Origin of the sequence: Mucilaginibacter mali (assembly GCF_013283875.1) — a bacterium.
GTDB classification, from domain to species: Bacteria; Bacteroidota; Bacteroidia; order Sphingobacteriales; family Sphingobacteriaceae; genus Mucilaginibacter; species Mucilaginibacter mali.
Window position 1 is genome coordinate 3,591,904 of the sequence record NZ_CP054139.1, and the last position, 21,815, is coordinate 3,613,718.

The 21,815-nt window shown below is 46.6% G+C and carries 17 protein-coding genes; 5 read left to right on the forward strand and 12 right to left on the reverse strand.

Going from position 1 to position 21,815, the window contains the following annotated elements:
* Window positions 1-37 precede the first annotated feature (37 nt).
* The 6 genes from HQ865_RS14970 to HQ865_RS14995 all read right to left on the reverse strand — a co-directional run bounded on the left by HQ865_RS14970 (window position 38) and on the right by HQ865_RS14995 (window position 7,446).
* On the reverse strand, window positions 38-1,165 hold the full coding sequence (locus tag HQ865_RS14970) for a M42 family metallopeptidase (protein ID WP_173415667.1): 1,128 nt from the start codon (window positions 1,163-1,165) through the stop codon (window positions 38-40).
* A 254-nt stretch (window positions 1,166-1,419) separates the two neighbouring features.
* Window positions 1,420-2,262, reverse strand: coding sequence for a maleylpyruvate isomerase N-terminal domain-containing protein (locus HQ865_RS14975; protein ID WP_173415668.1), 843 nt, complete (start codon window positions 2,260-2,262; stop codon window positions 1,420-1,422).
* 18 nt (window positions 2,263-2,280) lie between these two features.
* On the reverse strand, window positions 2,281-5,121 hold the full coding sequence (locus tag HQ865_RS14980; protein WP_173415669.1) for a DNA gyrase/topoisomerase IV subunit A: 2,841 nt from the start codon (window positions 5,119-5,121) through the stop codon (window positions 2,281-2,283).
* Window positions 5,122-5,732: 611 nt separating this feature from the next.
* On the reverse strand, window positions 5,733-6,143 hold the full coding sequence (locus HQ865_RS14985; protein ID WP_173415670.1) for a VOC family protein: 411 nt from the start codon (window positions 6,141-6,143) through the stop codon (window positions 5,733-5,735).
* Between the two features lie 303 nt (window positions 6,144-6,446).
* Window positions 6,447-6,872, reverse strand: a complete 426-nt coding sequence (locus HQ865_RS14990; protein WP_173415671.1) for a helix-turn-helix transcriptional regulator — start codon at window positions 6,870-6,872, stop codon at window positions 6,447-6,449.
* A gap of 64 nt (window positions 6,873-6,936) precedes the next feature.
* Complete coding sequence (locus tag HQ865_RS14995; protein WP_173415672.1) at window positions 6,937-7,446, reverse strand: YdeI/OmpD-associated family protein; 510 nt, start codon at window positions 7,444-7,446, stop codon at window positions 6,937-6,939.
* A 174-nt stretch (window positions 7,447-7,620) separates the two neighbouring features.
* Between HQ865_RS14995 and HQ865_RS15000 the strand changes: the two genes are divergently transcribed.
* Complete coding sequence (locus HQ865_RS15000) at window positions 7,621-8,046, forward strand: nuclear transport factor 2 family protein (protein ID WP_173415673.1); 426 nt, start codon at window positions 7,621-7,623, stop codon at window positions 8,044-8,046.
* Window positions 8,047-8,165: 119 nt separating this feature from the next.
* On the opposite strand, the gene HQ865_RS15005 is transcribed toward HQ865_RS15000, so the two are convergent.
* The 3 genes from HQ865_RS15005 to HQ865_RS15015 form a co-directional block, all read right to left on the reverse strand.
* Entirely contained in the window at window positions 8,166-8,831 is a 666-nt protein-coding gene (locus HQ865_RS15005) for a GDSL-type esterase/lipase family protein (protein ID WP_173415674.1), read from the reverse strand.
* A gap of 12 nt (window positions 8,832-8,843) precedes the next feature.
* Complete coding sequence (locus tag HQ865_RS15010) at window positions 8,844-9,335, reverse strand: cytidine deaminase (protein ID WP_173415675.1); 492 nt, start codon at window positions 9,333-9,335, stop codon at window positions 8,844-8,846.
* Between the two features lie 195 nt (window positions 9,336-9,530).
* Entirely contained in the window at window positions 9,531-11,426 is a 1,896-nt protein-coding gene (locus tag HQ865_RS15015; RefSeq protein ID WP_173415676.1) for a DNA topoisomerase IV subunit B, read from the reverse strand.
* Between the two features lie 301 nt (window positions 11,427-11,727).
* On the opposite strand from HQ865_RS15015, the gene HQ865_RS15020 reads away from it, so the two are divergent.
* The 3 genes from HQ865_RS15020 to HQ865_RS15030 all read left to right on the forward strand — a co-directional run bounded on the left by HQ865_RS15020 (window position 11,728) and on the right by HQ865_RS15030 (window position 15,512).
* Complete coding sequence (locus HQ865_RS15020) at window positions 11,728-13,995, forward strand: aconitate hydratase (protein ID WP_173415677.1); 2,268 nt, start codon at window positions 11,728-11,730, stop codon at window positions 13,993-13,995.
* Window positions 13,996-14,432: 437 nt separating this feature from the next.
* Window positions 14,433-15,077 (forward strand): hypothetical protein, encoded by a 645-nt coding sequence (locus tag HQ865_RS15025; RefSeq protein ID WP_173415678.1) that lies wholly within the window; start codon window positions 14,433-14,435, stop codon window positions 15,075-15,077.
* A gap of 63 nt (window positions 15,078-15,140) precedes the next feature.
* Window positions 15,141-15,512 carry a DUF5655 domain-containing protein gene (locus HQ865_RS15030; protein ID WP_173415679.1) on the forward strand — a complete coding sequence of 124 codons (372 nt, stop codon included), beginning with the start codon at window positions 15,141-15,143 and terminating at the stop codon, window positions 15,510-15,512.
* A 375-nt stretch (window positions 15,513-15,887) separates the two neighbouring features.
* On the opposite strand, the gene HQ865_RS15035 is transcribed toward HQ865_RS15030, so the two are convergent.
* The 3 genes from HQ865_RS15035 to HQ865_RS15045 all read right to left on the reverse strand — a co-directional run bounded on the left by HQ865_RS15035 (window position 15,888) and on the right by HQ865_RS15045 (window position 20,581).
* Window positions 15,888-17,423 carry an IS1182 family transposase gene (locus HQ865_RS15035; protein WP_173412997.1) on the reverse strand — a complete coding sequence of 512 codons (1,536 nt, stop codon included), beginning with the start codon at window positions 17,421-17,423 and terminating at the stop codon, window positions 15,888-15,890.
* A gap of 161 nt (window positions 17,424-17,584) precedes the next feature.
* Complete coding sequence (gene rpsA / locus HQ865_RS15040; protein ID WP_173415680.1) at window positions 17,585-19,534, reverse strand: 30S ribosomal protein S1; 1,950 nt, start codon at window positions 19,532-19,534, stop codon at window positions 17,585-17,587.
* Between the two features lie 375 nt (window positions 19,535-19,909).
* The gene (locus HQ865_RS15045) at window positions 19,910-20,581 is read right to left on the reverse strand and encodes a hypothetical protein (RefSeq protein ID WP_173415681.1); all 672 of its coding nucleotides are present in this window, start codon (window positions 20,579-20,581) and stop codon (window positions 19,910-19,912) included.
* A gap of 291 nt (window positions 20,582-20,872) precedes the next feature.
* Between HQ865_RS15045 and HQ865_RS15050 the strand changes: the two genes are divergently transcribed.
* A complete protein-coding gene (locus tag HQ865_RS15050; protein WP_173415682.1) occupies window positions 20,873-21,712 on the forward strand; it encodes a phosphatidylinositol-specific phospholipase C/glycerophosphodiester phosphodiesterase family protein in 840 nt (279 codons plus the stop codon).
* Window positions 21,713-21,815 lie beyond the last annotated feature (103 nt).

Consider the following 21,815-nt stretch of genomic DNA (forward strand, 5'->3'; position numbering starts at 1 on the left):
TATCTTTTCGGACTTTCGGACTTTCCCGACTTCCGGACTATTTGATATACCTGAAATCCTGTCCGTCTTTAATATTCAGCAGCACTTCGTATATCAGGCTGATCACGTTGTCTACATCTTCCTTATGGATCATTTCAACCGTGGTATGCATGTAACGCAACGGTAACGAGATCAGGGCCGATGGCACGCCATCGTTAGAATAAGCAAAGGCATCGGTATCGGTACCTGTAGAACGAGATGAAGCCTGGCGCTGGAAAGGAATATCGGCTTTTTTAGCCGTTTCTATCAGCAACTTATTCAGGTTATTTTGTACAGCCGGCGCGTATGATACTACCGGGCCACGGCCACAGGCCAGATCGCCCTGGGTGATCTTGTTGATCATCGGGGTAGAAGTATCGTGGGTAACATCAGTAACAATAGCCACATTCGGTTTAATGCGATGGGCGATCATCTCGGCACCACGCAAACCAATCTCTTCCTGAACCGCGTTTACGATGTACAGGCCGAAAGGCAGCTTCTTTTTGTTCTCTTTCAGTAAACGGGCAACCTCGGCTATCATGAAGCCGCCGGCACGGTTATCCAGCGCACGGCCAACGTAGTAGCGGTCGTTAAGCACCATAAACTCGTCTTCGTAAGTAATTACGCAGCCTACGTGGATACCTAATTTCTCTACCTCTTCCTTACTGGTGCAACCGCAATCAAGGAAGATGTTTTTCAGCGTTGGCGCTTCTTCTTTTTCGCCGCCTAAGCGGGTATGGATGGCCGGCCAGCCGAACACGGCTTTCACAATACCGTTATCAGTATGGATATTCACACGTTTTGACGGAGCGATCTGGTGATCGGAACCGCCGTTACGGATCACATAGATCAAACCATCGCTGGTGATATAGTTTACAAACCACGAGATCTCATCGGCATGGGCTTCAATAACTACTTTATACTCGGCCTTAGGATTAATTACGCCAACGGCAGTGCCATAGTTATCGGTATAATATTCGTCGATGTAGGGTTTGATATAATCAAGCCACATTTGCTGGCCCATATATTCAAACCCTGTTGGCGATGGGTTATTGATATATTGCTCGAAAAATGCCAGCGATTTTTTATTAACTACCGCTTTGTGCTTTTTTTCGTCCTGTTTATCCTCTGTTTTCTTTTTAGACATATTCAATTCGCATTAGGGATGGCGAATGGCAAATATAACAAAGCGGTTGATAATGCGGTAATTAATCGGGATTTAATCAACCGGGATGGTGTTGTTTTTACACCCGCCAATTTCAGGCAAACTTATTACTCGCTTAACATTACGTTGATACGTTATGCCGTTATTTGCCGGTGAGTAATTCTTTTAATTTAATTGAACGTTTAGTTAGTTTGGGACCTGCGTATGTGGTACATGCGCAGGTTTTTTTATTAGTATCAGGCCATCACCGATAGCATGCCAAGTACAGGCAGGGCCAACCGTTCATCACCGCTGATTGAAATATAATTTAAAGCTTCATCACGGGTAATTCCTTTTGTAAACAAACGCCACGCGATCTCCCCGTCAATAATAATGGTTGCATTAGCAGCGGTATCTGTATCGCTTGTAAAAAGCTGCCATGCTCCCGGTTGTTTACACAAATACCATGTGTCGCCTCCATTCCCTGTAATGCTCATCTTCACCACAGTCCCTTCTTTAGCGTCAACTTCGCGATAGGTATGCGGCAAGGCCCGGGCAAAGGTATCCAGTAAAGGGTAGTATAACTCAGCCGTCATTAATGGCGCTGTTTGGCCAACCGCCAGCCTTATTTGCTGTTGATGATGCCAAATTTCGGTATACTGCCGTGCAACATGAAACCAGTTTGGCGATACGTCTTCGCCAGCCCAGGCTACAGAAAACACAGCATTCTCAAACGGTGGCAACTCTTTTAACAGCGCATAAATCTGCGGCCCGCTTTGCGCCAGCTGATCGGTAATTACAGCCGGGCTTAACCGCCGCGCCGCAACAACCCAGCTATGATTAAGCTGATTTAAATAACCCACAAGGCTTTGATAGGAATTAATAACCGTACCATCGTGGTGCGAATAATGATCACGATATAACGAGATCAGCCGCAGGTCGACATCCAATAAATGGGCGGCAATATCTTTTACACTCCAACCTTTGCATATCGTTGGGCGCTGCCAATCATCCGCGCTAAGTCCACGTAATAGCTCAACCAGGTGGCTTTGTACTACGGGGAAAAATGCCAGGGTATCAATTGGTTTAACAGCATCCATACTAACTATAAGCACTTATTAAAACAAGCCCAACTGCCCTTTATCATCCATTTCAATATCATCGGGGTTGGTGATCTCGAAATCGATCTTTTTTGCAGGTGGATCAACCGGTTTTTCTTCCGGTGATTGCACAGATTCTTCTATTGATTCCACAGATTTTTCTTCCGATTTCACCGATGTTTCCGGTTCAAAAGCCGGTGCCGATGGCGCTGCTTCGGCTACCGGCTGTACATCTTTCGCAGGTGGGATATCGGCTACCTCTTTTTCTTCAGGAGTGGTCACAATCTCAGTTTCCTCCACACTGTTTGGTTCCGGATCGGGCACATCGGCTTCGTCGTCATGTTCGCTAATGAGTGTTATGCTTTGCACCGTATGTGCCGAGAGGCGGTTACCCATGGCCTTCATGCCTTTTACATCTATCAGGTCGGCCAGGTTAATTTCGGCGGTTTCCGGTGTCAGGGTTTTGCCTTTTAGCTGCTCCACACTTACGATAGGCTGCGCCGCGCCAGATATCAGGATGAGTTTAGATCCGCCTTCATCGCTGATGACGCTGGTTTGTTTGCCGATCACCGTATTTTCGAACACAAAGCGCTTCACCATGTAATTCTTCGATTTACCTTCGAAATGCACCAGGGTATAAACCTTTTCAGGGTTATACTTTTCTATCAGGATCATCTTATCATCAAAGTGGTTATTCAAATCGAAGCTGGTCAGTTCGTACACCCCATTACCAAACATGGTCAGGATCTTATCTTCACCATCAAATTCGCCCAGGTATTTACCACGGCTATCGGCATTCAGGCGTTTCAGGATATCATCATACCAGATCTTGCGGCCGGCCAGCGTAGATACCCCTTTACTTTTCAGCACGATTTTTTTAACCGGGTACTTGGTAATGATATTACCCATACTGCCGCGGCCTTTAATAGCCAGTTCGGCAAAGTCTTCGTCAAATTGTAGCTTCTTTAGTTTAGAATGTGGTTTCAGTTGGATATTCACCACTTCGGCCTCGCCGTTAGGGTTGGCGCTGAAGTATAATACCTTGCTGCCTTTACTACCCTTGGTCAGGTCGTATTCCTTATCGCGGGTAACGCCAACTACGCTAAAGCGTTTGATATATGATACGCCGCTAGCACCATCCTTGTAGATCATATTGTAAACCGTTCGTTCGTCGTTCTTTTTGAATACGGCCACGTGCAAGATATCCTTGCCAACGAATACCTTCTCCTGCACCTTGGTGATAATCGCCTTACCATCTTCGCGGAATACGATGATCTCATCGATATCCGAGCAATCGCATACAAAAGCAACCGATTCATCACGCTTTAAGCCCGAGCCGATGAAACCGTCGGTTCGGTTAACATACAACTTGATATTAGCCAGGGCCACTTGGGCGGCTTCCACCTTATCAAAGGCCCGTAGTTCCGTTTTGCGTCCGCGGTCTTTACCAAACTTCTCCTTCAGCTTCTCAAACCAGTCAATTGTATAGTCGGTCAGATGTTTCAGGTGATGCTTTACCTGTTTTATCTCGTCGTTCAGGTTTTTGATCTGCTCGTCGGTCTTTTTAAAGTCGAACCGGGTGATACTGCTCATCGGTTTGTCGATCAGCTTTTTGTAATCCTCGGGCAGTATCTCGCGGTAAAATTGCGGGAAGAATGGGGTGAACAACCTTGTCAATGTTTCTACCACCAGCTCAAAGGTAGATGAGCTTTCATAGTCAGGGTGTTTGTACATCCCCTCCTGTATAAATATCTTCAGTAAGGAACTGAAGAAGATCTTCTCCATCAATTCGGCCAGGCGTATCTCCAGTTCCTGCTTCAGCAAGGCTTTGGTGAACAGGGTGCTTTCCTCAAGGATATCGTTCACACTCATAAAGTGCGGCTTATCATCCCTGATCACACAGGTATTGGGCGATATGGAAACCTCACAATCGGTAAAGGCATAAAGGGCGTCGATAGTAACATCAGGCGAGATCCCCGGCGCCAGGTGGATCACGATCTCCACATCCTTGGCCGTATTATCCTCTATTTTTTTGATCTTGATCTTACCCTTATCGTTGGCAGCTATCACACTGTCAATCAGCCCGCCGGTAGTGGTGCTGAACGGGATCTCGGTAATAGCCAGCGTCTTTTTATCGCGCTCTACAATTTTGGCGCGCACACGTACCTTCCCGCCGCGCTGTCCCTCGTTATAGTTAGAACAATCGGCCATGCCACCGGTAGGGAAATCGGGCACCAGATCGGCACGTACACCACGCAGGATCCCTATCGAAGCGTCAATTAACTCTACAAAATTGTGGGGCAAGATCTTGGTAGCCAAGCCTACTGCAATACCCTCGGCACCTTGCGCCAGCAACAGCGGGAACTTCACCGGCAGGGTGATAGGCTCTTTGTTACGGCCATCATAACTGGCCTGCCAAACGGTAGTATCGGGGTTAAAAACAACTTCCAGCGCAAACTTGCTCAGGCGCGCTTCAATGTAACGCGGCGCAGCTGCCGAGTCGCCGGTTATCGGGTCGCCCCAATTACCCTGGCAATCAATCAGCAGGTTTTTCTGGCCTATCTGCACCATAGCATCGCCAATAGAAGCATCGCCATGTGGGTGATACTTCATAGTGTTACCAATTACGTTGGCGGCCTTGTTATATCGCCCGTCGTCCATCTCCTTCAGCGAGTGCAGGATACGGCGCTGAACCGGCTTTAAACCATCGTTAATATGGGGAACGGCACGGTCGAGGATAACGTACGATGCATAGTCCAAAAACCAATTCTCGTACAATCCATCAAGCGATGTGACGTTGTGCAGTTTGTTTACTTCGTTATCTAAAGGCTCATCGTGGTTGCCTAAATCTTCACTCATTAGCAGCTATAAAAATTATGGATGGGTAAATATAAATATAGTTGCCCTATTTGGGTGCCATGAGTTTTGCACATTGGGGTGTTGGAAGGTTGTGGTGGTGATTTAACCACAAAGGGCACAAAGGTTTGCACGGAGGACACAGAGGTTTTTTGATCGGCGACATCATCAATCAATGATCTGTGAAATCAATCTTAAATCCGTGAAATCATATCATAAAGAAAATGAACGTTCCGTGTTTCATAGCGGCCGATAGCCCCGCTTTCTGTCCAAGTTTTGCCTGCCCCCACGCAGTTTATCGCACGCAAAAGCTTTCCCGCCAATCGGGTTTAGGTTGGGCGGTTCGTGCAGTAATTAATCAATCCGCTATGCAGAGCGATAGCGAAGCATCCCCGATAAGCAAAGCCAGCGTGCATGATTGGGGATGTTTCGCTGCCGCTTATGACGGGATGGCGAATGCTTGTCCGGCTGTCCTACTGGCAGGGATCAGGACAAGTAGGACAAGAACAGGACAGACTCTGCTCACCGTACCAAATAATCGCCCAAATTCTAATCCTGTCGTAAGTCTCTACATCATTTGCACATTTGTAATTTGCACACCTGCACATTCACACCTACTCCTTCTGCCCCAGCGAGAACCAGTTACCCGAATCATCCTTAAACAAAGCCTCGTATCCGTAAAACTCCTTTGTTGGTTCTTTAGTAAACTCTACACCTTTAGCTTTTAATTCTTCGTAGGTAGCCATCAGGTCTTTACATTCAAACACACCGAAGCCGAAAGTACCTTGCGCAACCAGTTCGCGCATTTGGGCGGCAGCTTCTTTTTTAAACATCATCCCCTCACTGATGCCCATCAGGGCAATTTCCAGGTCGGGTTGTTCGGGCGGACAAACGGTGAGCCAGCGGGCGCCGGGGCCCATAGCCGCATCGGTATGTACGGTGAAACCTAATTTGTTTACATAAAAATCATAAGCGCTGTCCTGATCGAGGACGAAGATGCTGACGTGGTTTAATTTGGTGATCATTGTTGCTGTTGTTAGTTTTAGCAAAGATGATCAAGCCTAATTAATTAAACTTCTTGAAAATTGCTATTCTTTTATTGTCTGGGGGCGTTCGCTACGGCAATGACGACAACACTCACCCCGACCTCGCTACGCTGGTCGACCCTCTCTTCGCTTCGCGGAAAGAGGGCTGGAAGTAATATCGGACAACCCCGTCCCCTCTTTTTCCGAAGGAAAGAGAGGGTGGTCGGGCGAAGCCGCGACCGGGTGAGTCTTAGCCTTGGTTAGTTTCCATGCGCGATCTTGTTTTTTCACAATGACATTACGCTACACCCAACCATTCTGCTCGGCAAAGCAATTGGGGATGAACCTGAGCGGAGCGGCACTCATATCGGCGGCACGTTGCAATTGGGCGTTACGATACTGCGCCGGACTAACTTTAACATACCGCTTAAACAAACTGGTAAACGAACCAATGCTGTCAAACCCCACCGCGAAGCAAACCTGTTGTACCGGCATATCAGTTTTTAATAGCAATTTGGCTTTATCGATACGCACACCTGTTAAATACTGATGCGGCGTTTTACCATATATCTTACTAAACAACCGGATAAAATGATAACGCGAAAAGTAAGCCTGGTCTGATATAGCGTGCAGATCGATAGCCTGGTGGTAATGGCTATCCATATACAGTTTGGCCTGCACAATGCGACGGTACAGGTATACTTGTGGATATGTTGGCTTCGCTGTCATTGGTTCCTTTTCATTTGCATATCTGTAATTTGCACATCTGCACATTAATTCCCCCTTTAGGGGCTTAGGGGGCTTTCCTTGCGTTCCTTAACATCTGCCCATAATTCCATTTATGCACCGCAGCGTTGATGGTATTGGCTATGCGGTTAGCGCGCGTAGTTTCGGTCTTGGCATCGTTTATCCATTTGATAAAATAATTACGGTGCGATTTAACCAGCGAGTTGAAGAACTCCAGCGCTTCGGGTTCATAATCGAAACACTCCTGCAGATCATCGGGCATCTCTACTTTAAACTCGGTATCCTCTTCTAAACTTACCTGCAGCATAGCGCCTTTATGCTTACGGATGCCTTTACGCATTTCGGCATTAATGGCCATAATAAAAACTCCTTCGCCCATGGGCATCAATGCAACTCCGGCGATAGGGAAACTATCCAAAGTACCCCTTACCCTGAACGATTTGCGGTTATCCGGTTTCAGTTGCTGCGCGATATCGGGCGGGATCTCGATATAGGTCCAGCCGGTCTTCTCGCCTTGCCCGGCAAATTGCAATATAATGGTGGTATAGCTAACCATCTGTTAATAAGATATATTTATTGGCTATCAATTAGGTTAAGGATACGGCCTAAATGTTAAAGTTTTGTTAAAACTAACAAATTAGTGCAAAACGCTGTAACGTTTTGCTTTCTCCCCGCATCTTATAATCAGAAAATAACAACAAAATAATTTACAACCTTAAAATACAATATTATGAAAACTTTAAAATCAATCGCCTTAGGCTTCGCATTATTAGCAACTGTTTGTGTAGCAAAAGCAGCAGATAAACCGGTAGAACGTTTAACCAAAAACTACGCCATCAACACCTACATTGATGCAATGGCCCACGGCAAACTGGCCGGCGTGAGCGATGTGCTTGATGCGACTGTAAAATTCAGCATGCTGCGCGGCGACAAAGTAATGAGTTACGGCAAAGCCGAAATGATCGGCTTCCTGAAAAACAACCAGAACGTTGAGCAAACCTGCACTGTAAGCACATCGGTAGTAGAAAGCAACGACGACCTGAGCGTAGTGAAGGTAGATATGAAATACGACGGCTTTGTGCGCAGCAACTACGTAACTATGGCCAACACCGGCGAAGGCTGGAAGATCACTAACGTGTACAGCGTGTTTAAATAACCAATATAGTTAAGTTTATAGTTTTGTTTATGGTGAAAGGCCCGGAATATCCCGGGCCTTTCTTGTACCTCTCTACAACCACATTTTAAGCCTCTCCTTTGGGGAGGTTTGGAGGGGGGCTAAAAATAACCCGCAATCACCTTCTCCCACCTGTCGTATCCATCTAAATTCAAATGCAGCATATCCTTTTGAAACATAGCCGAATCTGGCTTTGAGGCCGGGGTAAGCAGGGTGGTATTCATATCGATATAGGTTACGTTCTTTTGTGTTTTGATGTAGGCGTCTATCATCATATCGCCAAGGGCAACTTCATTATAATATTTAGCGCGACTGGGGCTCCATTTCATCGATAGAAAATATACTTTGGCATTGGGCAAGTTTTGTTTGATCATACCCAGCAAGGTTACAAAGTTATCGTAAACTGATTGCGCACCTGCTCCGGCCGCGATATCGTTATCGCCCACGTAAATAAATATCTTCGACGGCTTATAAGGATAAACCACCGACGGCATATAATACTTCACCCATTGCGATATCTGCGAACCGCCCACGCCACGCATAACGATGGGTTTATTGGCAAAATGCTTAGGCAGATCGACCCATTTACGGATAGACGAGCTGCCAATAAACAGGTAACCGCCTGCTTTAGGCATGGCCAAACTATCCTGCTGTTTAAAGGCTTTAATCTCATCCTCGAACGGATAAGCCAATTTAGGCTTCTGATCCTGGGCAAATAGTGTGGTACTTAGCAGCAGGGCCGCTATCAGTAAAAACTTGCTCTTCATTTATAATAGGTGTTATTGAATAACCAACCGGTCCTCGAAAAACATAAAGGGCAGAAAACTGCACACGCCCTGGGTTATCCATACCGGTCCGTCGATGCAATATAGGATTATCCGCAATTGCTGGTCCTGTTTTTTTTCATATTCGGCCATAACCTGCAGGCAGGAGCCGCATGGGGTAACGGGCTTGATGATGTCGAAGTTATCGGTATGGGCCGTAATGGCGATGGTCTGTATCGGATCATCCGGATGATTAGCACCCCAATTGAACAATGCCACCCGCTCGGCACAAAGGCCCGATGGGTAAGCTACGTTCTCCTGGTTGCTACCCAATACCACCCTGCCGCTTTGTAATTGCAAGGCCGCCCCTACCCTGAATTTTGAATAAGGTGAGTGCGAATTTGCCATCGCCCGCACGGCTTCGTTACATATATTTTGATCTGCCTTGCTTAACTCTGCTAAAGTACTATACTCCTCAAAGGCTATTTTTATTTCGTGATTTGTCATTATCTCAGCCCGCCAAAAAAAGCAGGGGAAACAATATCGGGAATAGTTTTGGGATATGCAAATCTTCCCTTTTACCAACTTGTCATTGCGAGCGATAGCGCGGCAATCTCGTAGTACGCAAATCAAACTACGGGATTGCCGCGTCGCCCCACTGCTCATTCCACCCCGCTGCTCCTCGCAATGACAAAGCTGCATTTACACTGCCACCGGCAACACTTCCTCTTCCGTGGCCACAACTATCCCCGGGTTCACCGTCTCATCATCTTTTTCCACCCGCAGGTTACCGATGATATGCTGCTGGCGTGCAGGGGTATTCTTACCCATAAAGTACTCCAGCATGCCTTTAATATTGGCATCTTTCAGTATTACCGGGTCAAGGCGCATATCTTTACCAATAAACAAGCCGAACTCCTCGGGCGAGATCTCACCCAAACCTTTAAAGCGGGTGATCTCTGGTTTTACGCCCAGGCGCTTGATGGCATTCACGCGCTCTTCATCGCTATAGCAATACACCGTTTCCTTTTTATTACGCACGCGGAACAACGGCGTTTGCAGGATGGATACGTGCCCGGCTTTTACCAAATCGGGGAAGAATTGCAGGAAGAAGGTCATCAGCAGCAGGCGGATGTGCATACCGTCCACATCGGCATCGGTTGCTATTACTACGTTGTTGTAACGCAGGCCGTCAATACCGTCCTCAATATTCAGGGCGTGTTGCAGCAGGTTAAACTCCTCGTTCTCGTATACCACCTTTTTGGTCAGGCCGAAGCAGTTGAGCGGCTTACCTTTCAAACTAAATACCGCCTGCGTCATTACATCGCGCGATTTGGTGATCGACCCGCTGGCCGAATCGCCTTCGGTGATGAACAGCGTGGTATCCTGGCGGCGCTCGTGTGTATCTTCAAAGTGCAGCTTGCAATCGCGCAGCTTGCGGTTATGCAGCGATGCCTTTTTAGCCCGCTCGTTGGCCAGCTTCTTAATGCCGGCTATGTCCTTACGCTCGCGCTCCGACTGCATAATGCGCTTCAGCAGGCCATCGGCGGCGGCGGGATTTTTATGCAGGTAGTTATCCAGCTCTTTTTTAACAAAATCGTTAATAAAGCCACGTACAGTCGGCCCGTCCGGACCAACATTTTGCGAACCCAGTTTGGTCTTGGTCTGCGACTCGAACACCGGCTCCTGCACCTTTATTGAGATGGCCGCCACAATGGACGCACGGATATCCGAAGCATCGAACTCCTTTTTAAAGAACTCGCGCACGGTTTTTACCACCGCCTCGCGGAAGGCTGCCTGGTGCGTACCGCCCTGCGTGGTGTTCTGTCCGTTCACAAACGAGTAGTACTCCTCGCCGTATTGTTGACCGTGGGTCATGGCTATTTCTATGTCTTCGCCCCGCAGGTGGATGATGGGGTAGCGGATGGTATCGGCATCGGTATTGCGGCTTAGCAAGTCGTACAGGCCGCGCTCCGAAAAGTACTTCTGCCCGTTGAAGTTCACCGTAAGGCCCGCGTTCAGGAACACGTAGTTCCATATCATGTTCTCCACAAACTCGGGAATGAAGCGATAGTGGCGGAAGATGCTGTCATCCGGAAAGAAGTTAATGGCCGTCCCGTTGCGCTGACTGGTCTCCTTTTCAGGCTCCTCGCGCACCAGTTCGCCTTTGGCAAACTCGGCTATCTTGGTACGCCCGTCACGGTACGATTGCACGGTGAACGACGTACTCAACGCGTTAACCGCCTTGGTACCCACACCATTTAACCCCACCGACTTCTGGAACGCCTTGCTATCGTACTTACCACCGGTATTGATCTTCGATACGCAGTCGATCACCTTACCCAGCGGGATGCCGCGACCAAAATCGCGCACGGCCACCTTATGGTCGCTGATGTTGATGTCTATCGTACGGCCCGCCCCCATCACAAACTCATCAATCGAGTTATCTACAATCTCCTTCAGCAGCACGTAAATCCCATCGTCATAAGCCGAGCCATCGCCCAGCTTACCAATGTACATGCCCGGCCTAAGGCGTATATGCTCTTTCCAGTCTAAGGACCGTATACTATCGTCCGAATATTCTACTTGTTCTGCCATTTATTCTTACCTCTTTTATTAGCAGGGCGCAAATTGCCCCATCTGCAAAAATAATAATAGGTGGGATATGTGTGTAGGTAAGTATTCCACATATTAACATCAGGGCGGGTGCTTTGAAAAGGTATTGGTTCCCTCCCATTTTAGGGGTTAGGGGGTTGCTTATTTAGAATATATCCAAATAATATTTACCCTATATTATTCAACAAAATAGCTGTATTTTTTTGTAGTTTCGCCACTTTAAGGCTGTAGGGCAGCTTAGTCGCCCGCAGCTATCCTTTTACCTCAAAAAATCAATAGAAAGATGGCTTTTGATTTAGATATGATCAAAAAGGTTTACGACCGTTACAGCACCCGCATTGAGGCTGCGCGTAAGGCTACCGGTAAACCGTTAACTTTAACCGAGAAAATTTTATATGCCCACCTTAGCGAAGGCGATGTGAAAGCTGCCTATAACCGCGGTGTGGACTATGTTGACTTTGCACCCGATCGCGTGGCGATGCAGGATGCTACCGCGCAGATGGCGCTGCTGCAATTTATGCAGGCGGGCCGCCCTAAAGTGGCTGTACCATCAACCGTGCATTGCGATCACCTGATACAGGCCAAAGTTGGCGCTACCGAAGACCTGCACACCGCTGTTGATACCAACAAAGAGGTGTACGATTTCCTGGCATCGGTATCTGATAAATATGGTATCGGTTTCTGGAAGGCCGGTGCGGGTATCATTCACCAGGTAGTGTTAGAGAACTACGCTTTCCCGGGTGGTATGATGATCGGTACCGACTCGCACACACCTAACGCGGGTGGTTTGGGTATGGTTGCTATTGGTGTTGGCGGTGCCGATGCCTGCGACGTAATGGCCGGCCTGCCATGGGAGCTTAAATTCCCTAAACTGCTGGGTGTTAAATTAACCGGGAAACTTTCGGGCTGGACATCGGCAAAAGACGTGATCCTGCGTGTGGCCGGTATCCTTACCGTAAAAGGCGGTACAGGCTTTATAGTTGAATACTTTGGCGAAGGCGCGCAGTCGCTTTCGGCTACCGGTAAAGGTACCATTTGTAACATGGGTGCCGAAATAGGTGCTACCACTTCGATATTTGGTTACGACGAGAAAGCCGCCGCTTACCTGCGCGGTACTGAGCGTGCCGAGATAGCCGACATGGCCGATGCTGTTGCCCAGCACTTAACCGGCGATGCTGAGGTTTACGCCAACCCTGAAAAATATTTTGACCAGGTGATCGAGATCAACCTGAGCGAACTGGAGCCGCATGTGAACGGTCCGTTCACCCCGGATCTGGCCTGGCCGCTGTCTAAATTTGCTACCGCTGTTAAAGAGAACGGCTGGCCAGCGAAACTGGAAGTTGGTTTGATCGGTTCGTGCACCAACTCATCATACGAGGATATTACCCGTGCCGCATCGATAGCTAAACAAGCTACCGATAAAGGTTTGAAAGCTAAGGCCGAATACACGGTAACCCCTGGTTCGGAACTGGTGCGTTACACCGTTGAGCGCGATGGCTACCTGGATACCTTCGAGCAGATTGGTGGTGTGGTACTGGCTAATGCCTGCGGCCCTTGCATTGGCCAGTGGGCACGTCATACCGACGACCCTACCCGTAAAAACTCTATCATTACTTCGTTCAACCGTAACTTTGCTAAAAGGCAAGACGGTAATCCGAATACACACGCCTTTGTAGCATCGCCGGAAATTGTTACCGCCTTTGCTATCGCTGGTGATCTTACCTTTAACCCGGTAACCGATACGCTGACCAACGAGGCCGGCGAGCAGGTAAAACTGGATGAGCCAATGGGTATCGAACTACCTGTAAAGGGCTTCGCGGTTGAAGATGCAGGTTACCAGGCACCGGCCGAAGATGGCAGTGGTGTACAGGTGATCGTTAGCCCTACATCGGCACGTTTACAATTGCTTGATCCGTTTAAGCCTTGGGAAGGTACCGATATTACCGGCCTGAAACTGCTGATAAAAGCTAAAGGTAAATGTACTACCGACCACATCAGTATGGCCGGCCCATGGTTAAAATTCCGTGGCCACCTGGATAATATCAGCAACAATATGCTGATCGGCGCTATCAACTTCTTCAATAATACTGCCGATAGCGTGAAGAATGAACTGACCGGCGAATACGGTCCAGTTCCGGCTACGCAACGCGATTACAAAGCGCATGGCATCGGTTCGATAGTTGTTGGTGACGAGAACTACGGTGAAGGTTCATCGCGCGAGCATGCCGCTATGGAGCCACGCCACTTAGGTGTACGTGCTATACTGGTAAAATCGTTCGCCCGTATCCACGAGACCAACCTGAAAAAACAAGGTATGCTGGGTATCACCTTTGCCGATCCTGCTGATTACGACAAGATCCTGGAAGATGATACCATCGATATCACCGGCCTGACCACTTTTGCACCAGACAAACAACTGGGCATTACGCTGCATCACGCCGATGGTACTACCGAAAGCTTCCCTGTTAACCACACCTACAATGCACAGCAAATAGAGTGGTTCAAAGCCGGCGGCGCGCTGAACATCATACGTGCGCAGCAAGGTAAGTAAGTTAAGCCGAAAGGTTAAAGGCGAAAGCTAAAAGGCCTCTTGCCAGACAATATAAAGCCGCTCCTGAAAAAGGGGCGGCTTTTTTTGTGTACCCAATCGTCATCCTGAGCGCGAGCGAAGGATCCCTAACTATACAGAGTGGCCCTGCTGATCGGGGATGTTTCGCTCGCGCTCAACATGACGTGGACGGACCGGGCGTACGTCGTAGGCAGCGATGAGTTTTATACCCATTGCTATGGTTGCCCGGAGATGTTTACATGAGGGTTTGGGTTGCGATACGCGTTACAGGTAGCGATGGGTTTGAAACCCATCGCTATATAGGGTTATCCGGCTGGGTGGAGTAGAAACACCAGAAAGGGTGCTAAATAAGATCAGGATGTTTAATTTTAATGCATCATTATCTATCTTCATTTTTTAAATAAACAAAAAGCCATTTCATGAAATTGATCATAACTATTTTTTGTTTTTGTTATGTGCTAACAGTTAAAGCACAAATTGGGACCCAGCATGTTGTAGAACCCACTGGCAACTATAAACAAATAGACTTGAGCAAGGAGTTACTGGTGATAAGTAGAATTAGCGACCCCAACAACAAGCAGAAGGCGAAATTGATCGATTCGGTGGAAAGTGTTACTAATAATTTCACTCCGTCTGTGTTATATATCCTGTCCTCGGTGCTGTTTAGCGATAACCAAAAAGAGAGAGGGATGTTCTGGTTTTATGTTGCACAATTAAGGGCCAGGTACGACGTGAACCGCTGCGCCGACAAAACCGCGTCAGCTGCACGTTATAATCAAATGATCGGCCCTCCAATTAACAAATACGCGTTTGAACATTTAGATACTTTAGAACGCATCATAGCACGGGTGATAGATTTTGTCAGGAATAATAACGAAAATTATGACCAGCGGTGGATCAATATGGAAGGAATGGGAGCGTTTGACTCTGCCATGAACCCCGATCATAAAAACGAACCATTAAGCATACCGAAAGATAAATGGGCAGCTATTAAAGCAAAGACCATAGAAGATTATAGTAATGGTTTTAAAGAGACTCTGGCCTCACAGAAGGCAAAGCACTGATCGGCCTGATGCTGAGACTAACTTGTAGATGACCTGAACGTAAATTGAACTCAAATTGATCTAATGACACCCGGAGCAGAAAAACAAATAAGCCAATTTTTGGCAGGCAAAAGCGAACATACCTTAAGCCTATACCATCATCTCCTAAGCCGCTTTGAACAGATCGGCGATATCATGGTTGAGCCTACCAAAACCATGATCGGTATCTCCAACAATCATAAGCGTATAGCCTGGGTAACGCAACTGGGCAGGAGTTTTATACATGTAGTATTTCCGTTTAAGCGTGAATATCCCGATAACCTGTGCTTTGTTAAAATGGGCCAGGTGCCGGGCCAAAACCAATTCAATCATCATTTCCGGATGAATTTGATAGACGACCTGAACGATGAAGTAATGGGCTTTATGCGACTGGCGTATTTTGAGGAGAATGTATAACACAAAAAGCCCCGGTTTCCCGGGGCCTTAACGGTATAGTAAAGAGAGCTGTATATCCAACTTTATCTGCTACCGGGTATCAATAGTTTAATAGCTTAGTATGCATCAAAACTCGGCATTAATGCGTCACTATAAAATAATGTAAATCACGTATTTTTTTGTGCGTGGCAACCCGCGGCCCCTCCCCGGGTAATTTCTACCCAAGTCTTCAGCATCTCACATTTGAACATAAAAAAAGAGGCCGTATCATAAATCAAATGATGCGGTCTTTATTTTTTTAGCCTAATAGCTGAATTTGGTATTGAGTTTCTATGGAATTTTTTGAGGGGGAGGGGGTAGCTTTCTTGGGCGAACCTGAGTGGTAAAACGACTCATTTAAGCCGCTTTTTTCCTTAGATTTTGTGCGATTGCAACTAAACCCCATTCTATTTCTACTTTTTCCTTGCCGCGGAGCATAAACCGTTTAAAGCCATGGTTCTGCTTAATATTACCAAATACAGGTTCTACATCAAAGCAGCGTTTCTTTCGCCGTTGTATGCCTTCTTCACTGTTTAACAGCTCGTGCGCCTTTTGTTTCAGGCGGTTCAGGTTTTCATTGATTTCAATGATCCGATTCCCTTTTGATTTATGGCAAATACCGTTCAGCGGACAGTTAGCGCAGTTAACTGCCTGGTATCTTTTTACCGTTTGTTCAAACTCCGTGCTTGTTTTTCTTTTACTTGTTCCGATGAAATTCATTTGCTGGCCCATCGGGCAGATGTAACAATCTTTCTCCTGGTTGTAAAAAAGCTTATTTGCTGCAAAAGGGTGCTTGTTGTTGTGATTCTCATTTTGTTCCTTATCGAACATCCCATACTTTACAAAGGCGATTGTTCCTTTTTGTTCCAACCGCGTGTAGTTCTCCTCGGAGCCATATCCGGCATCGGCTGTAAGCACTTGCGGTGCTTTGCCAAAGCTGACTTCATGCTGCGCTAAATGAGCACTTAATGTATTGGTGTCTGTGGTGTTGGAGTGAATGGTGTAATTGACAATGAACTGGTTGGATGTGGATATCTGAACATTATACCCCGGTTTTAACTGGCCGTTTTTCATGTGGTCTTCCTTCATCCGCATGAATGTGGCATCCGTATCGGTCTTGGAATAGCTGTTGCGTTCACCCAGCAGAGCTTCCTGCTGCTCATAGCGGGCAATGGCCTGCGGGTAATGTTTGCTGATATACCGCAGCTTGCTTTTGACCTGTTTGGAAACATCCTCACGCGAGGAAAGCTTCTCATTGAGTTTATCTACTGCGGCATTGACCTTTTCACTGTCAATAACAGTAAAGTCAGGCGGATCAGGCAGCCTGTCTTCTTCTTTTGCTACGCTTTGGGCATAGTCCCATATCTCTGACAGCTGCTTTTTCATCTTTTCCTTATTGGTCTGAATCGCTTTCTTCCAGACAAAGGTATACCGGTTTGCATTCGCCTCTATCTTTGTCCCGTCCGTATTCACTTCTTCAATACTGAGCAGGCCTTCCTCTGCCAAAAGTTTCACCACATCTTCGAACACATCACGCAGCGCATGCTTCAAACGTACGCCCCGGAAACGGTTGATCGTATTATGATCAGGATAGTTCATCGAACTCAGCCACATCAGGTAAACGCTTTCCCGGCAGGCTGCTGCCAGCTTTCGGCTGGAGTAGGTGTTGGTTACATACCCATATACCAGCACCTTTAACAACATTTGCGGGTGATAGCTTGAACTCCCGCGGATATGATAAGCTTTCAGCAATGGTTCCAGATAGAGCCTGTCGATCACATCGTTAACTACACGCACCGGGTGCGATGCCGGAACTAATTCGTCAAGTGTCGGAGGAATAGCCATCAACTGCCGTTGCTGGTAGGGCTTGAATACAGGTCTTTTAGAGGACATACTACGCTACTTTCGATACATAAATATATGAAAATCAGATTATTATATCAACTAAATACCCCTCTTTATTCCAATAAATTATGCACAAATAAAAAAGAGGCCATACCATGATTTATGATACAGCCTCTTTATATAAAAGGAATCCTTATTTAAGGGTTAACTTAGTTAGACTCCTCGGTTTTGCTTTTTTTAGCTTTGCTTTCAGCACCTTCCATTTGTTCTTTCAGTTGTGCTAAAACGCTCAGGTCGCCTAAAGTCGATTTTTCAACCGAATCTTTTACTTTCTTAACCGCGCTGGTAGTAGCTTTCGCTTCTTTTTTACGGTTTTCAAAGTCAGCTACCCTTGCTTCGCTGCGCTGATCTTCCCAGATACGTGAGTGAGAGATAACAATACGTTTGTTCTCTTTGTTAAACTCAATGATCTTGAATTCTGCAGTTTCGTCAGCTTTTAAAGCTTTGCCATCCTCTTTAACCAGGTGTTTGGTTGGCGCAAAGCCTTCAACACCGTAAGGTAAAGCTACAATGGCACCTTTGTCGGTCACTTTCAACACGGTACCTTCGTGGATAGAATCAACACCGAATACGGTTTCGAAAGTATCCCAAGGGTTTTCTTCCAGTTGTTTGTGGCCTAAGCTCAGTTTGCGGTTCTCAACGTCAAGTTCTAAAACTACTACGTCCAGCTTCTCGCCTACTTTAGTGAACTCGTTAGGGTGGTTAACTTTTTTGCTCCAAGAAAGGTCGCTGATGTGGATCAAACCATCGATACCATCTTCCAGTTCAACAAACACACCAAAGTTGGTCATGTTTTTAACTGTAGCAACATGCTGTGTACCAACCGCATAACGGTCAGCAGCTTGCTGCCATGGATCAGGGGTCAGTTGTTTGATACCCAAGCTCATTTTGCGCTCGTCGCGGTCAAGTGTTAACACTTGTGCTTCAATTTCGTCGCCTACTTTCAGGAATTCCTGAGGGTTGCGCAGGTTTTGCGACCACGACATTTCTGATACGTGGATCAAACCTTCAACACCAGGGATAATTTCAAGGAACGCGCCGTAATCGGCAACGGTAACAATTTTACCTTTAACGTGCGAACCTACCTTGATATCTTCGGTAAGGCTTTGCCAAGGATGCGGGGTTAATTGTTTTAAGCCCAGGGCGATACGTTTTTTCTCGTCATCAAAGTCAAGCACTACAACGTTGATCTTCTGATCTAACGCCAATACTTCACGCGGATGCTCGATACGGCCCCAGGAGATATCGGTAATGTGCAGTAAGCCGTCTACGCCACCAAGATCGATGAATACACCAAAGTCGGTAATATTTTTAACGGTACCTTCCAATACCTGGCCTTTTTCCAATTTGGCCACAATTTCAGTTTTTTGGTTTTCCAGATCGTCCTCGATCAGCACTTTGTGCGATACCACTACGTTTTTAAACTCGTGGTTGATCTTAACAACTTTGAACTCCATAGTTTTACCAACGTACACATCGTAATCGCGGATAGGCTTGATATCGATCTGTGAACCTGGTAAGAAGGCTTCTACGCCCATAATATCAACGATCAGACCACCTTTGGTGCGGCTCTTCACAAAGCCGGTGATGATCTCATCATTATCAAGAGCCGAATTAATACGCTCCCATGATTTTTGGGTTTTAGCACGCTTGCGTGATAATACTAACTGACCGTTAGCATCTTCCTGCGACTCAACAAATACGTCAACCTTATCACCGATCTTCAGATCAGGAGTGTCGCGGAACTCAGAAAGCGATACCATACCATCAGATTTGAAGCCGATGTTTAATACCACATCCTTGTTGTTGATGTTTACCACAATGCCTTCAATGATCTCACCCTGGTTAATAGAGTTAAAGGTCACATCATACATTGCTTCCATTTTTTCGCGGTCAGCAGCGCTGTAATTGCCGAATTTTTTGTCGTCGGCGTCCCAGTCAAAATCCTGGTTCGAAGTGGTGATGTTGGCCTTAATGTCCTCGATCGACAGTGAATCTGCTTCAGATTCAATTACCTCTTCGTTTGCATTGGCTGTAGCTGTACCCAGCTCAGCTTCTTTTGCTTTTAATTCGTTTTCTACTTCTTGTTTTTTTGCCATTAAATAATTTGTCTCCTTTTCCCAACTCAATTGGGACTGCAAAGGTAAGAATATATTTTTGACAGATAAAAATTATTTTATTGTTAAATATTGATTTTTAAGGGGTTTTGTGATTTTTAATTTCACCGATTTAATGGCAAGTGTGCAAACGATTTCACCGATTTTGTTTTACCCTAATAATTAAGCAGGTAAAAAATCTGAAGATCTTTGAAATAAGTTCAATCAGGATTCCGGCAAAATCGCTGAAATCATAATTAAAATTATGGCGTTGCCTGCGGCCCGGGCTGTACGCTCATACTGCACAGGCATTAGCCACAAGCCGGTATCCGCTCCTATCCAACGCAGTTTTGTGGCAAGCCTTTCGCCTTTAACCTTTCAGCTTTTACCTAACTTCTCCTCTATCTCCTCAAATATCTCCATAAAGCTATCGTATATCTTCAGGCGGTAGTTCATGATCACTCCAGTAAGGGCAGCCTCCTGTTCGGGGGTGAAGGGGTGATGCCATACCCGCATGCAGATCCGCTTCAAAGCGTAGGCCACCTGCGATGCATCTACGTAGGTCTCCAAATAGCGGTGCTTCTTAAAGGCTTCAAAAAAGGTGAGGAATACATCGGTATTCTTCATGCCGCTGAAGGTGAGAAATTCGTTGATCACCTCTTCGTCACAACTGCCCAGGTGATTGTAAAAGCCATCCACAGTAATTTTGCCGGTGGTGAGCAGCAGGTTATCCAGCAACAATTCGATAGCGATATGGCCCAAAAAGAAGGGCTTCACCGGCGATCCCTCGATAACTGGACGTAACACCTCTTTCAATCCGCGACTGTGGCGAATAAAAAACTCAGACGAATGGAAATGCTTGTCTATCTCCAAATGCTTCTGCCAGCCGGCAATAATGGAGTTGATGGTATCCTTTTGATGGTGCAATTTTTCGGGGTGCAGGATAATGGTTTTATCGGCGTTTTTCAACAGGTCGGGTAAAACCGTACCCAAAATGTGGTAGCAGTTGGCCGAATGCCTGTCAAAGTAATAGTGCGATAAAAAATTCATAGCGTTGGTGTTATGGCAAGATAACCATAGGGGTCGATATCTGCAAGTTAGGAAACCGTTAAGAAATCGCTAATACGCGAAATCCCGTCCGTTCCAGAGACATTAGGCACGGGATATGCAATTATAAAGCAGTGTTTTAGTGAGAGCCCAATGATTGATACCCGGAAAATTATATAGCGATGGGTTTGAAACCCATCGCTACGGAATGATCGATATTGTCATCCAAATCTCATCAAAACTTCATCTTTAATTTTTAACTTGCGGTTCCTTAATTGATTATAAATTATAAATATGCCCGGAACATATACGCTCCGTAATTTAATTTGTTCACTGCTAATTGTCTTTGCCGCCTCTTCTATAAACGCGCAAAACCTGCCATTGGACAATGCCTTTGCCCATAACGATTACCAGCACCGCCAGCCCCTTTTCGAGGCGCTGAACAATGGCTACACCAATATCGAGGCCGATGTTTATATCTACAAAAACCGTTTGGTAGTTACCCATGTGCTACCGCAGATCCATCATCACCGCCAGTTAAAAAACCTGTACCTGCAACCACTGGCCGACCAGGTAGCAAATAACAACGGCGAAGTTTACCCCGGTTACAAAGGCACCATTACGCTGATGATCGATATCAAATCGGACGGGGAACGTACCTACCAACTACTAAAACCCATGCTGGAGCAATACCGCGAGATGCTATGCGGCTATCAGAACGGCGAGTATAAAGCCGGACCGGTGCGCATCGTTTTATCAGGCCACAAACCGGTGCAAACCATTCGCAACGACCCTGACCGCCTGGCTTTTATTGACGAAGACCTGCGCCGCATTAACCGTGATACCACCATCGCTGCCGAAAACGCACTGGCCATGGCCAGCTGCAAATATTCTAAACTGTTAAAGTGGCGTGGATCGGGCTTACTTTCGCTGCGTGAGCGTATTAAGCTGACCAACTTTACCGCGCAAGCCCACCTGCTGGGTGCCAAGGTGCGCCTTTGGGGTTCGCCGGATAATGAAAAGGTTTGGCAGCAACTGCTGCAATGCGGTGTCGATCTGATCAATACCGATAAACTGACCCGCCTGCGTAATTTCCTTACTAAAGAGGGAGCGCCGGCTGTACAGGCTAATTAGCAACCCACTATATATAAATAAAACCAAGGTGTTTGTGCGTGCACGGGCGCCTTTTTTGTTTTAAAAATCCGTTGTCATTGCGAGGGGCATAGCAACGTGGCAA

Coding starts and splice junctions, on each gene's coding strand:
- HQ865_RS15050 (WP_173415682.1), top strand. CDS start 20,873: ATGCCCGGAACATATACGCTCCGTAATTTAATTTGTTCACTGCTAATT.
- rpsA (WP_173415680.1), bottom strand. CDS start 19,534: ATGGCAAAAAAACAAGAAGTAGAAAACGAATTAAAAGCAAAAGAAGCT.
- HQ865_RS14970 (WP_173415667.1), bottom strand. CDS start 1,165: ATGTCTAAAAAGAAAACAGAGGATAAACAGGACGAAAAAAAGCACAAA.
- HQ865_RS14980 (WP_173415669.1), bottom strand. CDS start 5,121: ATGAGTGAAGATTTAGGCAACCACGATGAGCCTTTAGATAACGAAGTA.
- HQ865_RS15025 (WP_173415678.1), top strand. CDS start 14,433: ATGAAATTGATCATAACTATTTTTTGTTTTTGTTATGTGCTAACAGTT.
- HQ865_RS15035 (WP_173412997.1), bottom strand. CDS start 17,423: ATGTCCTCTAAAAGACCTGTATTCAAGCCCTACCAGCAACGGCAGTTG.
- HQ865_RS15005 (WP_173415674.1), bottom strand. CDS start 8,831: ATGAAGAGCAAGTTTTTACTGATAGCGGCCCTGCTGCTAAGTACCACA.
- HQ865_RS15030 (WP_173415679.1), top strand. CDS start 15,141: ATGACACCCGGAGCAGAAAAACAAATAAGCCAATTTTTGGCAGGCAAA.
- HQ865_RS15015 (WP_173415676.1), bottom strand. CDS start 11,426: ATGGCAGAACAAGTAGAATATTCGGACGATAGTATACGGTCCTTAGAC.
- HQ865_RS14995 (WP_173415672.1), bottom strand. CDS start 7,446: ATGGTTAGCTATACCACCATTATATTGCAATTTGCCGGGCAAGGCGAG.
- HQ865_RS15045 (WP_173415681.1), bottom strand. CDS start 20,581: ATGAATTTTTTATCGCACTATTACTTTGACAGGCATTCGGCCAACTGC.
- HQ865_RS15010 (WP_173415675.1), bottom strand. CDS start 9,335: ATGACAAATCACGAAATAAAAATAGCCTTTGAGGAGTATAGTACTTTA.
- HQ865_RS14990 (WP_173415671.1), bottom strand. CDS start 6,872: ATGACAGCGAAGCCAACATATCCACAAGTATACCTGTACCGTCGCATT.
- HQ865_RS14975 (WP_173415668.1), bottom strand. CDS start 2,262: ATGGATGCTGTTAAACCAATTGATACCCTGGCATTTTTCCCCGTAGTA.
- HQ865_RS15000 (WP_173415673.1), top strand. CDS start 7,621: ATGAAAACTTTAAAATCAATCGCCTTAGGCTTCGCATTATTAGCAACT.
- HQ865_RS14985 (WP_173415670.1), bottom strand. CDS start 6,143: ATGATCACCAAATTAAACCACGTCAGCATCTTCGTCCTCGATCAGGAC.
- HQ865_RS15020 (WP_173415677.1), top strand. CDS start 11,728: ATGGCTTTTGATTTAGATATGATCAAAAAGGTTTACGACCGTTACAGC.